This is a genomic window from Streptosporangium sp. NPDC050148 (genome assembly GCF_055586505.1).
The window spans coordinates 20267-33640 of sequence record NZ_JBVJIA010000037.1 but is presented as its reverse complement, the minus strand read 5'-3'; the positions used below and the strand labels follow the sequence as shown (position 1 = coordinate 33640).

The window sequence follows — 13374 nt, the reverse complement described above, 5'->3', positions numbered from 1 at the left end:
CTCGGTCGCCCGATCATGATTTCACGCCCCCGGAGGCTGGGCGGCCCGTCCCTGAAGGTGGGCCGGTCCCGTCTCCGGCATCCTGGTGTCGGACCCGCCCGCCTGCTTCTTGGCCTGCTTGGCCGACCGCGACGCCTTCATGGCCGCCTTCTTGCTCTTTCCGGAGACCTTCGCGGCCTTGCCGGAGTCCTTGGAATCCCTGCTGTCCGTCATCGTTTCCCCCGTGATGCTCGACGGATGATGCCCACGACCAGGCATACAGAGCCTTAGATACCCCTTCCGGACATCGGCCACCCGCGACCCGCCGGTCGTCGGTCGCCGGTCCGCCGTCGGGTCCGCCGTCGGGTCCGCGGCCGGTGCGCCGTCCGGGGTGCCGTCCGGGACCGTCGTGCGGGGCCGCCGTCCGGGGCCGCCGGCCGGTGCCGCCGTCCGGGGCCGCCGGCCGGTGCCGCCGTCCGGGGCCGCCGGCCGGTGCCGCCGTCCGGGGCCGCCGGCCGGTGCCGCCGGCCGGGGTCGCCGGAAATCCGGTTGCCGTCGTACGCGGACATGTCCCAGCATGAAGGCATGTTCCGGCACGCCATTCTCGCGACGCCCGCCACCGCGGGCGCGTCCGGGCGTGCCCTGACTCCCGCCGCCAGGCGGCTCGACGGCGCGGAGCGCCGACCCTTTCCCGTTCGTCCCAGGTGACCCGGCGGGGAGGGGTCGGCCGAGCACGGGTCGCCGTCACGGACGAGCGTCGGGAAAGACAACGATCATGGCCAAGCAGGCCTACGTGCGGACCAAGCCGCACCTGAACATCGGCACGATGGGACACGTCGACCACGGCAAGACCACGCTGACCGCCGCGATCACCAAGGTGCTCAGCGAGCGGGGCGGGGCGGCCTACGTCCCGTTCGACCGCATCGACCGGGCCCCCGAGGAGGCGGCCCGGGGCATCACCATCAACATCTCGCACGTCGAGTACGAGACGGCCACGCGCCACTACGCGCACGTGGACATGCCCGGCCACGCCGACTACGTGAAGAACATGATCACGGGGGCGGCGCAGCTCGACGGGGCGATCCTGGTGGTCTCCGCGCTGGACGGGATCATGCCCCAGACCCGCGAGCACGTGCTGCTCGCGCGCCGGGTCGGCGTCGAGCACGTCGTGGTCGCGCTCAACAAGGCCGACGGGGCCGACCCGGAGCTGGCCGACCTCGTCGAGCTGGAACTGCGCGACCTGCTCGACGAGCACGGCTACCGGGACGTGCCCGTGGTCCGGGTCTCCGGGCTGCGGGCGCTGGCGGGCGACCCGGAGTGGACGGCCTCGATCGAGGCGCTGCTCCAGGCGGTCGACGACCACGTCCCGGTGCCGGTCCGCTACACCGACGCCCCGTTCCTGCTGCCGGTGGAGAACGTGCTCACCGTCACCGGCCGCGGCACGGTCGTCACCGGGGCGATCGAGCGCGGCACCGTCGGGGTCGGCGACACCGTGCAGGCCGTCGGGCTCGGCGAGGGGTTCACCGCGGTCGTCACCGGGGTCGAGACCTTCGGCAAGACCATGGAGCGGGGCGAGGCCGGGGACAACGCGGCGCTGCTGCTGCGCGGGATCCGCCGCGAGCAGGTCCGGCGCGGCCAGGTGCTGGCCGCGCCGGGCAGCCAGAGCGCCCACCGGCTCTTCACCGCCACCGTCCGCCTGCTGACGGCCGCGGAGGGCGGGCGGAGCACCGCCGTCACGACCGGGTACCGCCCGCAGTTCTACCTGCGGACGACCGACGTGCCGGGCCGGATGGACCTGGGCGGCACGGGCCCGGCGCTGCCCGGCGAGACGGTGCAGGTCACGGTCGAGCTGGGCGGGCCGGTGGCGCTGGAGGCCGGGCTGGGCTTCGCGATCCGCGAGGGCGGCAGGACCGTCGGCGCGGGCACGGTGACGGCCCCGCTCGACTGAACGGCCGTCCTCCCCGGCGCCGTGCCGTCTCCGCGGTGCCGTGCCGTCTCCCCGTGCCGGGTCGTACCGGCTCGGGGGGACGGCACGGTTCACGACGGCACGGTTCACGACGGCACGGTTCACGACGGCACGGTTCACGACGGCGGCGAGGGGAGGCGGGCGGGCCCGTCCGGATCTACCGGCCCGTTGGAATGTCGAGATCGTACCGAAGGCTGGGAATCGCCCGAACCACGGTCACGAGACCCTTCCGGCTCCCGGAGCGGGCATGATCCCGTGTTCTGATCGCCTCCAGGAAAAGAAGGGGTAAATCAAGGCCCTCGGAACGGATAACGATCTTCACGATTGGGCAGAACGTCCGCACACGGCTTGCGTTCCGGGGAGGTGCCGCATGGCCTGGTCGCAAGACGAAGAGCGCATGCTGCTGCAGATCGAGCGCTACCTCGTCGATGAGGATCCGCGGCTCGCGGCTCGCCTGGAGTCGTTCAACGAGCGCGTCCAGCGCAACGAGCGCGGCGGACGCAGGCGTGCCCCCAGGAAGCGGCGCGGACGCCCGTCGGCGCGCCTGCGCCGGTCCACCGTCATCATCATGTTCAGCTGGCTGCTGATCGCCACCCTGATCGCCACGCTTCTGATCATGGTCCTGCGTCACGAGGCCGCCGCGGCCCTTCCGTTCTGACCGCCCTCTCCCGCCCCGGCGGGACCGGAGCACGACGGGACCGGAGCACGACGGACACCGCGTACGACAGGGCCCTCGGCTCAGCCCAGGGCACGCAGGAAGTCGGCCGCCACCGGAGCGGCGACCGCGCCACCGCCCGACCCCTCCTCCACGATCACCGCGAAGGCCAGGTCCCCGCGGAAGCCGATGAACCAGGCGTGGGTCTTCAGGTCGTCCTGGGGCCCGTACTCGGCGGTCCCGGTCTTGCCGCGGGTGCCCCGGGGCAGGCCCGCGTCCTCGGCGGTGCCCTTGGTGACCACGGCGGACATCATGCGGTGCATGTCGGGCAGCACCCCCTCGGGGAGCGCCCGCGGCTCCACCGGCTGCTTCAGCGAGGGCACCAGGGTCGGCGGGCGCCAGGTGCCGTCGGCCAGCGCGGCGGCGACCGAGGCCATCAGCAGCGGGCTGGCCGTGATGCGGCCCTGCCCGAAGGACTCGGCGGCCAGCTCCGCGTCGCTCTCGGCCCTGGGGAAGCTGCCCTTGGCGGCGGGGACGCCGATGTCGAGCGGCGTGTTGAAGCCGAACAGCTCCGCGGTGTCCACCAGCCTGTCGGCGTCCAGCCGTTCCTTGGTCAGGGGGGCGAAGGTGGTGTTGCAGGAGTGGGCGAAGGCGTCCGACAGCGACACCGAGCCGTAGGCGGCGTGGTTGGAGTTGCGGATCGGCAGCCCGCCGACCTTGACGTCCTTGGGACAGGTGACCCGGTCGCCGGGCTTCATCCCCTCGCCCAGCAGCGCCACCGCGGTGACCGCCTTGAAGGTCGAGCCGGGAGGGTAGTTGCCGTCCAGCGCCCGGTTGAAGCCGCCCACGTTGTTCACCACCGCGAGGATCTCACCCGACGAGGGCCTGATCGCGACCAGCGACGTGGTCTTCTTCAGGTCGCGGACCGCCTCGACCGCGGCCCGCTGGACCCGCATGTCCAGGCTGGTCGCCAGCGCCTCGCCCGCCTCGCCGTCGATCTCGCCCACGGTCTTGACGGTCTTGCCGTCCGCGCCGACCAGCTCGATCCCGGTGTCCGGGGTGCCGGCCAGGCGCTTCTGGAACCTCTGCTGCAGCCCGCTCGCGCCGACCGCGTCGCCCACCCGGTACGGAGCCCCCAGCTTGGCGACGTGCTTGGCCGTGGCCTTCTCCAGGTACCCGGCGAGCTGCTGCACCGAGCCGCCCACGTCGGCGCCGTCGATGCGGTCGCCGTCCGCGGAGGTGATCGCGGCCCGCTCCGGCCACTTCGTCCTCAGCGCGAAGGCGGTCGTCCCGGTCAGGTCGGGATGGACCGCGCGCGGCGACCACTTCACCCGCCAGTGCCGGTCGACGACCGCCAGGTCCACGGCGCCGGAGTAGCTCCACTCGCCGACGTCCTTGAGCTTCAGCGTGGCGGTGTACGCGGCCTGGCCGACGCCGTCCCCGGTCTCGCGCACCCCGTCCAGCCGCACCACGGTGCCCTGCACGCCGAGCGCCTTGCGCATGTTCTCGTACGTCGTGTCGAACGCCGGGTCCGGCGTCCCCAGCTGGGCGCGCATGCCCGCCAGGTCGCCCTTCTGCCAGGCCCGGACGAAGAGCTCCGCGGTCTCCTGGGGGGTGCCCCTGGTGTGCAGGTACCACCATGCGCCGCCCCCCGCGGCCCCCGCCACCAGCACGACGGCCGCCGACGTGATCGCGATCGTTCTGCCCCGCGCCACCTGATCCCCCCGTTCGTCGCGCTTCGGTTCTCCGAAGGGGGCAGCCTAGCGTGACGGTGTGACATCCGCCGTTAGATGATCATTTGCCCTGTGCGCGACTCGGTGCGTAACTCGGCACGTACTCCTGGCCGGAGAGCTCCTGGATCGCCGCCATGATCTCGTCCGTGACGGCGCGCCGGTCGCGCGCGCTCCGCTCGGAGCCGCTGAAGGTCATCGGCTTGCCGATGCGGACGTTCACCCTGCCGAGCCTGGGCCTCGTGGCGCCGATGGGCAGCACCTTGTCCGTGCCCTCCATGGCCACCGGGATCACCGGCGCGCCGGTGGCCAGGGCCAGCCAGGAGACGCCGACCTTGCCCCGGTAGAGGCGGCCGTCGGGGGAGCGGGTGCCCTCCGGGTAGATGCCGAACAGCTCGCCCTTCCTGAGCACCGCCGCCGCCGCGTCCAGCATGTCCTGGGCCGAGGTGGGGCTCTGCCGGTCGATGCTGATCTGACCGGTGGCGCGCATCCACAGGGCGGTGACGGGGTTGCCGGTGAAGTACTCGGCCTTGGCGACGAAGCGCACCTGGCGCTTGAGCACCAGCGGCAGGAAGGTCGAGTCGAGGACCGAGAGGTGGTTGGAGGCCATGATGGCCGGGCCCGTGACGGGAACGTGCTCGTGCCCGGTGACCGTGGTCGGCCAGAGCAGGTGCAGGACCGGAGCGCTGACGGTCTTGGTCAGGCGATAGAGCACAGGCTCTCCTCATGGGACGGGTTCACAACCCTAAGCGGTGGTCCCGCGGGGGACGGTTGTGCGTACCCGCACAAGCGGAGCTCCCGGCTTTGTGGCCATCCTCCAACGCCCAGGCCCTTACCTGGGCGAGCAGGGCGAAACCTCCCGTCGGCCGGAACCCCCTGGGAGCCGGCTGGAACCCCGCGGCCCCCACCCGGGCACCTAAAGAAATCCCGTAGGCCCTCCAGGGGCGTCCAGGAGCCCCTCAGGGGCCGGAGAACGGCCTCGGGACGGCCCGGAGCGAGCCGGGCAAGAGCGGTCGGGGGTCCGAGGGAGGGAGCCGGGAAAAAGAAACGCCCCGCGAGCCTGTACGAGCGCTCGCGGGGCGTGACGTTTAGTGCCGATGTGGCGGTCGCCTCCTCGGCGAGAGGCACAACACGGCTCCAGCCGAACGGTATTCCGTGAAGGCGGTAATTTGCGGCCCGGGGGACACAAACCACATCGGCACGCTTACTCTAACCGACCCTCACCGCCGGTTATTCCGCTTCGGGGTCATCGGCGTGTCCAGTGCGGCTGCGCGACCCCGGCCACCCGCAGGTCACGGCCCTTGAGGGCCACCTCCGCGAACTGCCAGAGAATCGCTCCGGTGGGCGCGTGGATCACGATCGAGGGCCCCAGGGGCATCTGCAGCAGGCTCCGTCCCTCCTCGTCGATCCGCCAGCGGGGCACCCCCGGGGCCAGGAACCGCTCCAGCGGCACCCGGTGCACCGAGGCCACCTCGTACGGATCCCCGCGGGGCCGCTGCCGCCCCCCGAAGGCGACCACCGGAGTGATCACGAACCCCGAGTCGGTGACGAAGTCGTCCAGCACCCCGGCCACCTCCACCCCCCGTACCGAGACCTCCTCCTCCAGCTCCCGCTCGGCCGCCGCCAGGGCGTCCTCGCCGTCGTCGAGTCGCCCGCCGGGCAGCGCCCACTGCCCGGCGTTGCGGCCGTGCGCGGAGCGCCTGATCACGATCGTGTACGGCCGCCCCGCCCCGTCCTGGAGCACGCAGACGGTGACCGCGGCGTGCCGCAGCCCCTCGGTCAGCGGCAGGGCGCTCCGCCGCCGGAACGCCGACAGGTTGGCGGCGATGCGCGGACGGAGCTCGTCGTAGCCGGGAAGAGCCATGGGCGCCACGATGACACACCTTCCCGGGCCGGGCCGATCGGGGCGGGGGCCGGGACGGGGGCCGGGACGGGACGCTCAGCCCGTGGACTCGCGGACGACCAGCTCGGGCTGGAACATGATCTGCCGATGGGCGTGCCCGGCGGGGTCGGCGCACTCGTCCAGCAGCAGCTCGGTGGCGATCTGCCCCAGCCGGTAGGTGGGCTGCCGGATCGAGCTGAGCGAGACCGCCGAGGCGGCGGCGAAGTCGATGTCGTCGTAGCCGATCAGGGCCACGTCGCCGGGCACGTCCACCCCCGCCTGGAGCAGGCCGCGCAGCACGCCGAGGGCGAGCATGTCGTTGGCACAGAAGATCGCCTCCGGTGGCCGGCCCTCGCGGAGCAGCGCCGCCGCCACCTCCTGCCCCGCCCGCGCGGTCATCGCGGCGGCCCGTACCGTGCGCAGGGCGGACCGCGGGTCCAGGCCCGCGTCGGTCAGGGCCAGCCGGGCACCCCGTTCCCGGTCCCGGCACTGGCGGACGTCCGGCGGGCCGGTGACATGGCAGATCCGCCGCGCGCCGCGGCCGAGCAGGTGCCCGGCGGCCAGCCGTCCCCCGGCCACGTCGTCGACGCTCACCGAACACTGGCCGGGCCGGTGGGCGGGATGGTCGAGGAGCACCACGCCGATGCCGTGCTCGCGCAGCCCGTCGAGCCCGCGGGTGTCCCCGCCGGAGGGGGTGATCAGCACCCCGCGTACCCGGTGCTCGGCGAACACCCGCAGGGTGCGCTCCTCCTTGGCGGCACCGCCCGCCGAGTTGCCCAGGATCACCGCGTAGCCGAGCGCGCCGGCGGCGTCCTCGGCCCCGGCCGCCACGTCGGTGAAGAACGGGTTCCCGATGTCCATCACCGACAGGCCGATGGTCCTGCTGTGCCCGGCGCGCAGCGTCGAGGCCGAGCCGTGGCGGACGAAACCGAGCTCGCGGATCGCGCGGGTGACGCGTTCCCGGGTCGGCGCCGCCACCCGCTCGGGCCGGTTCAGCACGTTCGAGACCGTGCCCGGAGAGACCCCCGCGGCCAGGGCGACCTGCTTGATGCCGACGTCGCCCACCCGTCCTCCCGGCTTCGGCAGATATTAAAACGTGTCATCCCGTCGGGCGAGACCCTACCCAATCGTGCTCGCGGGCCCCTGACCTGCCCTGCCCGCGCTACCGGCGCACCCCTCGGAAACGAGCACGTCACCCCCATTGACAGCCCTCGGCGTACGGGATTAGCGTCCGTTCATTACTCTAAAACGTTTTTAACGCGGAGGAGGTGGGTGCGCGGTGGTCGCACCGGGCGAGGGGGAGGCCGCCCCCGGACCGCCTTCCGCGGAGCCGTCCCCCGGACCACCTGCCATGTCCTCCCCGGCGGTTCCCCCGGTGCTGGCGCTGGCCGGGGTGAGCAAGGCGTTCGGCGCCGTACGGGCGCTGCACGAGGTCTCGCTCGACCTGTGCGCCGGTGAGGTGCACGCGCTGGCCGGGGAGAACGGTGCCGGGAAGTCGACGCTGGTCAAGATCCTGGCGGGGGTGCACCGCCCGGACGGCGGGCAGGTCCTGCTGGACGGCGAGCCGGTGGAGTTCTCCGGCCCGGCCGACGCCCAGCGGGCGGGCGTGGCGGTGATCTACCAGGAGCCCACGATGTTCCCGGACCTGTCGGTCGCCGAGAACATCTTCATCGGCCGCCACCCCAGGGGCAGGTTCGGCCGGATCGACCGGGCGGCCATGCGCGCCCGGTCCGCGGAGCTGTTCGCCCGGCTCGGCGTGGCCCTGGGCCCCGAGCAGCCGGCCCGCGGCCTGTCCATCGCCGACCAGCAGCTCGTGGAGATCGCCAAGGCCCTGTCGCGGGACGCGCGGGTGCTCGTCATGGACGAGCCGACCGCGGCGCTGTCCGGCAACGAGGTGGCCCGGCTGTTCGGCGTGGTCGAGGCGCTGCGCGAGCAGGGATGCGCGGTGCTGTTCATCTCACACCGGCTGGACGAGATCTTCGAGCTCTGCGGGCGGGTCACCACGCTGCGCGACGGCACCTGGATCGCGAGTGAGCCGGTCGCCGGGCTGACCCACGACGAGCTGGTCCGCCGGATGGTCGGCCGTAACCTCGGCACCCTCTATCCCAAGCAGGAGGCCCGGGTCGGCGAGGTGGCGCTGAGGGTCGACAGGCTCACCCGTGAGGGCGTGTTCACCGACGTCTCCTTCGAGGTGCGGCGGGGCGAGATCGTCGCCCTGGCCGGGCTGATCGGGGCGGGCCGGAGCGAGGTCGCCCGCGCGATCTTCGGGGTGGACCGCCGGGACGCCGGGACCGTCGAGGTGAACGGCAGGAGGCTGCCCGCCGCGTCCCCGACCGCCGCGATGTCCGCCGGTCTGGCCCTGGTCCCCGAGGACCGGCGCCGGCAGGGCCTGGTGATGGGCCACTCCATCGAGCGCAACATCGGGATCACCGGCCTGAAGCGCCTACGCCGGGGCCCGCTGGTCTCCCGCGCCGCCGAGCGCGACCGGGCCCGCGACTGGGCGATCAGGCTCCACCTCGGGTTCGGCCGGCTGTCGGACGCGGTCGACGTGCTCTCCGGCGGCAACCAGCAGAAGGTCGTGCTGGGCAAGTGGCTCGCCACCGACCCCGAGGTTCTCATCGTCGACGAGCCCACCCGGGGCATCGACGTGGGCACCAAGGCCGAGGTGCACCGCCTGCTGTCCCGGCTCGCCTCCGAGGGGCTCGCCGTCCTGATGATCTCCTCCGACCTGCCCGAGGTGCTCGGCATGGCCGACCGGGTCCTGGTCATGCAGGAGGGACGGCTCGTCGCCGAGATCCCGCGGGAGCGGGCCACGGAGGAGAACGTCATGTCGGCGGCGACCGGGAGGGCCTCGTGAACGACCGCGGCGGGGACGTACGGCCGACGGGGACGACCTCGTGAACCGCGACGGGCCGCAGGCGCGGCCGGCCGGGGAGAACGCCGCGGACGACGGCGGGCCCGCGGGGAAGGACCTCGCGAACCGCGCCGACCGGGACGCGCCACCGGCGGGGGAGGACGGATGAGCGCCGTCACCGCGCAGCGGAGCGCCCGCGGCCTGGTCGACCTGGTGCTCCGGGCCCGGGAGCTGAGCATCGTGGCGGCGCTGGCCGTCCTGGTGGCGGTGACCGCGAGCACCAACGCCGGCTTCCTGTCCGGGCAGGGCCTGACGGACATCTTCCTCAACGCCTCGATCCTGGTGCTGCTCGCCGTCGGCCAGTCCGTCGTCGTCATCACCCGCAACATCGACCTGTCGGTCGGCTCGGTCGTCGGCCTGGTGGCCTTCACCGTCGGTGCCCTGCTCTCCGCCGGTCACGGCGGGGGCGTCACCTTCGCGGTGGTCGCGGGCGTGGCGATCGGCGCGCTCTGCGGCCTGGTCAACGGCCTGCTGGTCAGCTTCGGCCGCGTACCGGCCCTGGTGGTGACCCTGGGCACGCTGTACGTGATCCAGGGCGTCTGCCACTACGTCGCCCACGGGCGGCAGATCAACGCCGTCGACCTGCCGCGCTCGCTGCTCTCGCTGGGCAACGGCTCGGTGCTCGGGGTCCCGTACCTGCCGGTGATCGCCGTCGCGGTGATGCTGGCCGTCGGCCACCACCTGCGCTCCTACGCCTCGGGACGTGACCTCTACGCCATCGGCTCCAGCCCCGAGGCCGCGAGCCTGGCGGGCGTGCCGGTGCGGCGACGGGTGATGGGGGCCTACCTGTTCAGCGGCGCGCTGGCGGGACTGGCCGGGGTGCTCTGGCTGTCGCGGTTCGGCACGGTGGTCGCCGACGCCGCGGGCGGCTGGGAGCTTCAGGTGGTCGGCGCCGTCGTGGTCGGCGGGGTGGCGATCACCGGCGGGGCCGGCACCGTGTACGGCGCGGCGCTCGGCGCGCTGCTGCTCACCACCATCACCGGCGCGCTGGTCGTGCTCAAGGTCAACCCGTTCTGGCAGCAGGCGATCACCGGGGCGCTGCTGCTCCTGGCGATCAGCGTCGACCGGCTGCTCGCGCTGCGCGTCGCGCGGGTTCTGCGGAGGAGGAACGCCCGGCATGGCTCCTGAGGTGAGCACCGCACGCTCCGGTCCCGACGGCCCCGACGGCCCCGACGGCCCTGACGGTCCTGACGGTCCTGACGGCCCCGACGGCCCCGACGGCCCCGACGGTCCAGGGGACTCCCGGGACGGCGCCGGCCGGCTCTCCACCGCGCGGGCGGACCGCGGCCCGTCCGGGCGCCTGCTGCGCTGGGACGTGTTCGTCGGGCTGTTGCTGGTGCTCGTCCTCCTGGCGGGCTCGGCCGGGTCGCCCGGTTTCGCGAGCGCGGGCAACCTGTCGTTCGCGCTGGGCGACCTGGGGGAGATCGCGCTGATCGCGCTCGCCATGACCATGCTGGTGGTGGCCGCGGAGGTGGACCTCTCGGTGGCCTCGGTGCTGGGCCTGTCCAGCGCCCTGCTGGGAGCCCTCTGGGACGCCGGCTGGGCGATCGAGACGATCATTCCGCTGGTGGTCGTCGTCGGGGCGGCCTGCGGGCTGGTCAACGGCCTGCTGGTGACGCGGCTCGGGCTGCCCTCGCTGGCCGTCACCATCGGCACGCTGGCGCTCTACCGGGGCCTGGCGTACGTGGTGCTGGGGGACCGCGCCGTCGCCGAGTTCCCGCGGGGCTACACGGAACTCGTGGTGGGCGACGTGCCCGGCACGCCGATCCCGTACCCGATGGCGCTGTTCGTCCTGCTGGCCGCCGTGACCGGCGTGGTGCTGCACGCGACGGGTTTCGGCCGCTCGCTGTTCGCGATCGGCGCCCAGGAGGAGGCCGCGCGGTTCGCCGGGATCCGGGTCAAGCGGATCAAGCTGATCCTGTTCGTGGTCTCGGGCACCGTCGCCACCTTCGCCGGGGTGATCTTCACCCTGCGGTACGGCAGCGCCCGGGCCGACAACGGGGCCGGGCTGGAGCTGGCGGTGATCGCCGCGGTACTGCTCGGGGGCGTCGACTTCGACGGGGGCAGGGGGACCCTCGGCGGGGTGATCGCCGGGGTGCTGCTCATCGGCCTCCTCCGTAACCTGCTCATGCTGAACGACGTGGCGACCGAGATCCAGTCGATCGTCACCGGCCTGCTGCTGATCGTCTCGGTGATCACCCCTCGTCTCCTGGCGGTGTTCGCCCGGCGCAGGCGGGCGCCCGCACCACCCGCCCCCTTGTGAGGGCCCGAGGGCCTCGGCGGCCTGACGCCCGGGTGCAGGCTCAGGAGCGGCCGCTCAGGGCCCTCGCGCCCGGCGTCTCCTCCCGGGGAGCCGCGGACGGGGCCGGGGCCGGGACCGGGGACACCGCGGGCTGCGCCCCCCGGCCCTCCGTCGACATGGACGTCGACGTCGACGCCGCCGTCCGCGCCGCGGCCTCCGTCGTCACCTGCGAAAGGGGCTGCGCCTGTGGTACGGGCTGCGCGTGCGGGACGGGCGGCGCGGGCGAACCGGGCCACGTGTCCGGGACGGGCTGCTCCTGTGAGACGAGGGCGGGGGCGGCGGAGGTGCCGGGGCCGACGCGGACGGCCGACTCCGGGGTGCGCTCGCGCACGTCCTCGCTGCGGATCGCCATCACGGCGGGCGGGCTGCCCAGGTCGCCGTACCGGGCGGTGACGGCGGCGGTGATGGCCCGGCCCGCGTCGGCCACCGTCTCCCTGGCCGAGCCCGGAGGGTGGGCGGCCGACAGGTGACCCAGCAGCGCCGCGAACCGCAGCTCCTCGGTCGCCACGACGGCGAGCCCGTCGTCGTCGGAGGGCGGCAGCGGCCGATCCAGCCAGAACACCCCGCCGCGCAGCAGCGCGGGGTAGGTCACCTCGCCCCGCTGCAGCGTGCGCACCGAATCGACCAGCAACTCCCCGAACTCCGTCAGGTCGGTGTCGGGCGGCAGATCGGTAGTGACCAGCAGCGAAACCCTGAGCGCGTCCACCATGAGCGGCTATCCCTCCTCGAGATGGCTCATGGTAAAGGTCGCCACCGACAGTTACGGCGTACCCGGCGGACCATGGTGAGATCCGGGGCCGATCCGGAACCGGCCCGGGGTCGTTCCCGGAGGCGGGACGGGACCGATCCGGGCCGGGACACGGGCGTGCGGCGGCGCTCAGAGCGGCTTGGGAGCGGGCAGGGTGATCCTGTCGACCGCCTCGCGGCGGCGGCGTTCGGGGCGCCGGTCGTAACGGGCCGTGGTCGCGGGGGAGGAGTGGCCGACGAGGGCCTGCGCGGTCGCCAGGTCCACCCCGGCGTCGAGCAGCTCGCCGATGAAGGTCCGCCGGAAGTCGTGCGGGGTACGGGCCGCGGCCCCCGCCTGGGCCAGGCGCCTGGCCAGGATGTCGGCCACGGCCTGCCCGGTCATCGGCGCGGGACCGCCGTCCCGGGTCCGCAGCCGGCCGAGCCTGCTGATCGGGCAGAACAGGGCGCCCGCGGGACGGCCCCGTACGGCCAGCCAGCGTTCCATCCTGGCCACGGCCTCGGTGGTGAGGTAGACCAGCCGCTCCTTGTCGCGCTTGCCGCGTACCCGCAGCGACCGCGACCCCGGGTCGTAGTCGCCCAGCGCGAGCCCGGCGATCTCGGCGCGACGGCAGCCGGTGGAGTACAACGCCGCCAGCAGGGCCGCGTCCCGGGCCCCGGCCGGGGAGTCGTCCCGGTCGCACGCGGCGAGCGCGGCTCCCACCACCTCCGGCGGGACATGCTGGCCGGTGGGCAGCCGGGTGTGCTCGACGGTCGGCAGGTCGGCCGCGCGCTGGTACTCCTCGGCGGTCATCAGGCCCAGCCGCCAGGCCTCGCGCAGCACCCTGCGCAGCGCGACCAGGTGCTTGTTGACGTACGAGGGGGACCAGCCGCGCTCGGTCATCAGGGCGCGCAGGCGCACGGTGTGCTCGTAGCGCAGCAGGTGCCAGGGCCGTCCCGCGCCGGAGGAGACCTCTCCGCCGGAGACGAGGGCCGCGAGCCTGTCGAGGCAGCCGCGCATGGTGCGGCGGGACTCCGCGCTGGTCAGCGAGTCCAGGTACGCCCGGTAGGGGTCACGGGCGGGTTCGAGGACGGGGCTCGGCGAGGCGGGGACGGCTGGCACGCTCACCGGGCCGACCCTACCGCGCCCGGTGAATCTACATCGTAAAGGGGGTGGCATGTGAAAGGACGGGTCACCGAGGGGTTCTCCGAGGCGGGGCGGC

12 protein-coding genes are annotated in these 13374 nt (G+C 73.6%); 5 read left to right on the top strand and 7 right to left on the bottom strand.

Translation table 11 applies throughout. The features are described from left to right. Nucleotides 1–21: 21 nt before the first annotated feature. Nucleotides 22–213 carry a hypothetical protein gene (locus ACZ6RT_RS31250; RefSeq protein WP_470157470.1) on the bottom strand — a complete coding sequence of 64 codons (192 nt, stop codon included), beginning with the start codon at nucleotides 211–213 and terminating at the stop codon, nucleotides 22–24. Between the two features lie 541 nt (nucleotides 214–754). On the opposite strand from ACZ6RT_RS31250, the gene tuf reads away from it, so the two are divergent. Beyond that, on the top strand, nucleotides 755–1927 hold the full coding sequence (gene tuf / locus ACZ6RT_RS31245) for an elongation factor Tu (RefSeq protein WP_470157469.1): 1173 nt from the start codon (nucleotides 755–757) through the stop codon (nucleotides 1925–1927). 388 nt (nucleotides 1928–2315) lie between these two features. After that, nucleotides 2316–2603 carry a DUF3040 domain-containing protein gene (locus ACZ6RT_RS31240; RefSeq protein ID WP_399195780.1) on the top strand — a complete coding sequence of 96 codons (288 nt, stop codon included), beginning with the start codon at nucleotides 2316–2318 and terminating at the stop codon, nucleotides 2601–2603. An 80-nt stretch (nucleotides 2604–2683) separates the two neighbouring features. Here the strand turns inward: ACZ6RT_RS31240 and ACZ6RT_RS31235 are convergent, their stop codons facing one another. The 4 genes from ACZ6RT_RS31235 to ACZ6RT_RS31220 form a co-directional block, all read right to left on the bottom strand. Beyond that, the gene (locus ACZ6RT_RS31235; protein ID WP_470157468.1) at nucleotides 2684–4315 is read right to left on the bottom strand and encodes a penicillin-binding transpeptidase domain-containing protein; all 1632 of its coding nucleotides are present in this window, start codon (nucleotides 4313–4315) and stop codon (nucleotides 2684–2686) included. A gap of 79 nt (nucleotides 4316–4394) precedes the next feature. Next, the gene (locus ACZ6RT_RS31230) at nucleotides 4395–5045 is read right to left on the bottom strand and encodes a lysophospholipid acyltransferase family protein (protein ID WP_470157467.1); all 651 of its coding nucleotides are present in this window, start codon (nucleotides 5043–5045) and stop codon (nucleotides 4395–4397) included. A gap of 531 nt (nucleotides 5046–5576) precedes the next feature. Then, nucleotides 5577–6194 (bottom strand): NUDIX hydrolase, encoded by a 618-nt coding sequence (locus ACZ6RT_RS31225; protein ID WP_344897800.1) that lies wholly within the window; start codon nucleotides 6192–6194, stop codon nucleotides 5577–5579. 75 nt (nucleotides 6195–6269) lie between these two features. Further along, complete coding sequence (locus ACZ6RT_RS31220; RefSeq protein WP_399195775.1) at nucleotides 6270–7277, bottom strand: LacI family DNA-binding transcriptional regulator; 1008 nt, start codon at nucleotides 7275–7277, stop codon at nucleotides 6270–6272. A 286-nt stretch (nucleotides 7278–7563) separates the two neighbouring features. On the opposite strand from ACZ6RT_RS31220, the gene ACZ6RT_RS31215 reads away from it, so the two are divergent. The 3 genes from ACZ6RT_RS31215 to ACZ6RT_RS31205 all read left to right on the top strand — a co-directional run bounded on the left by ACZ6RT_RS31215 (nucleotide 7564) and on the right by ACZ6RT_RS31205 (nucleotide 11389). Further along, nucleotides 7564–9069, top strand: a complete 1506-nt coding sequence (locus ACZ6RT_RS31215) for a sugar ABC transporter ATP-binding protein (RefSeq protein ID WP_470157466.1) — start codon at nucleotides 7564–7566, stop codon at nucleotides 9067–9069. 162 nt (nucleotides 9070–9231) lie between these two features. Beyond that, nucleotides 9232–10254, top strand: a complete 1023-nt coding sequence (locus ACZ6RT_RS31210; RefSeq protein WP_470157465.1) for an ABC transporter permease — start codon at nucleotides 9232–9234, stop codon at nucleotides 10252–10254. Continuing rightward, on the top strand, nucleotides 10244–11389 hold the full coding sequence (locus tag ACZ6RT_RS31205) for an ABC transporter permease (RefSeq protein WP_470157464.1): 1146 nt from the start codon (nucleotides 10244–10246) through the stop codon (nucleotides 11387–11389). Before ACZ6RT_RS31210 ends, ACZ6RT_RS31205 begins: the two co-directional genes overlap by 11 nt. Nucleotides 11390–11429: 40 nt before the next feature. On the opposite strand, the gene ACZ6RT_RS31200 is transcribed toward ACZ6RT_RS31205, so the two are convergent. Further along, a complete protein-coding gene (locus ACZ6RT_RS31200) occupies nucleotides 11430–12137 on the bottom strand; it encodes a hypothetical protein (RefSeq protein WP_470157463.1) in 708 nt (235 codons plus the stop codon). Nucleotides 12138–12305: 168 nt separating this feature from the next. Beyond that, complete coding sequence (locus ACZ6RT_RS31195) at nucleotides 12306–13280, bottom strand: tyrosine-type recombinase/integrase (protein ID WP_470157462.1); 975 nt, start codon at nucleotides 13278–13280, stop codon at nucleotides 12306–12308. Between the last annotated feature and the right edge of the window lie 94 nt (nucleotides 13281–13374).

Excerpts from the sequence above, each read along its gene's own strand:
- ACZ6RT_RS31250 (WP_470157470.1), bottom strand. The coding sequence starts at position 213 with ATGACGGACAGCAGGGATTCCAAGGACTCCGGCAAGGCCGCGAAGGTC.
- tuf (WP_470157469.1), top strand. The coding sequence starts at position 755 with ATGGCCAAGCAGGCCTACGTGCGGACCAAGCCGCACCTGAACATCGGC.
- ACZ6RT_RS31240 (WP_399195780.1), top strand. The coding sequence starts at position 2,316 with ATGGCCTGGTCGCAAGACGAAGAGCGCATGCTGCTGCAGATCGAGCGC.
- ACZ6RT_RS31225 (WP_344897800.1), bottom strand. The coding sequence starts at position 6,194 with ATGGCTCTTCCCGGCTACGACGAGCTCCGTCCGCGCATCGCCGCCAAC.
- ACZ6RT_RS31215 (WP_470157466.1), top strand. The coding sequence starts at position 7,564 with ATGTCCTCCCCGGCGGTTCCCCCGGTGCTGGCGCTGGCCGGGGTGAGC.
- ACZ6RT_RS31210 (WP_470157465.1), top strand. The coding sequence starts at position 9,232 with ATGAGCGCCGTCACCGCGCAGCGGAGCGCCCGCGGCCTGGTCGACCTG.
- ACZ6RT_RS31205 (WP_470157464.1), top strand. The coding sequence starts at position 10,244 with ATGGCTCCTGAGGTGAGCACCGCACGCTCCGGTCCCGACGGCCCCGAC.
- ACZ6RT_RS31200 (WP_470157463.1), bottom strand. The coding sequence starts at position 12,137 with ATGGTGGACGCGCTCAGGGTTTCGCTGCTGGTCACTACCGATCTGCCG.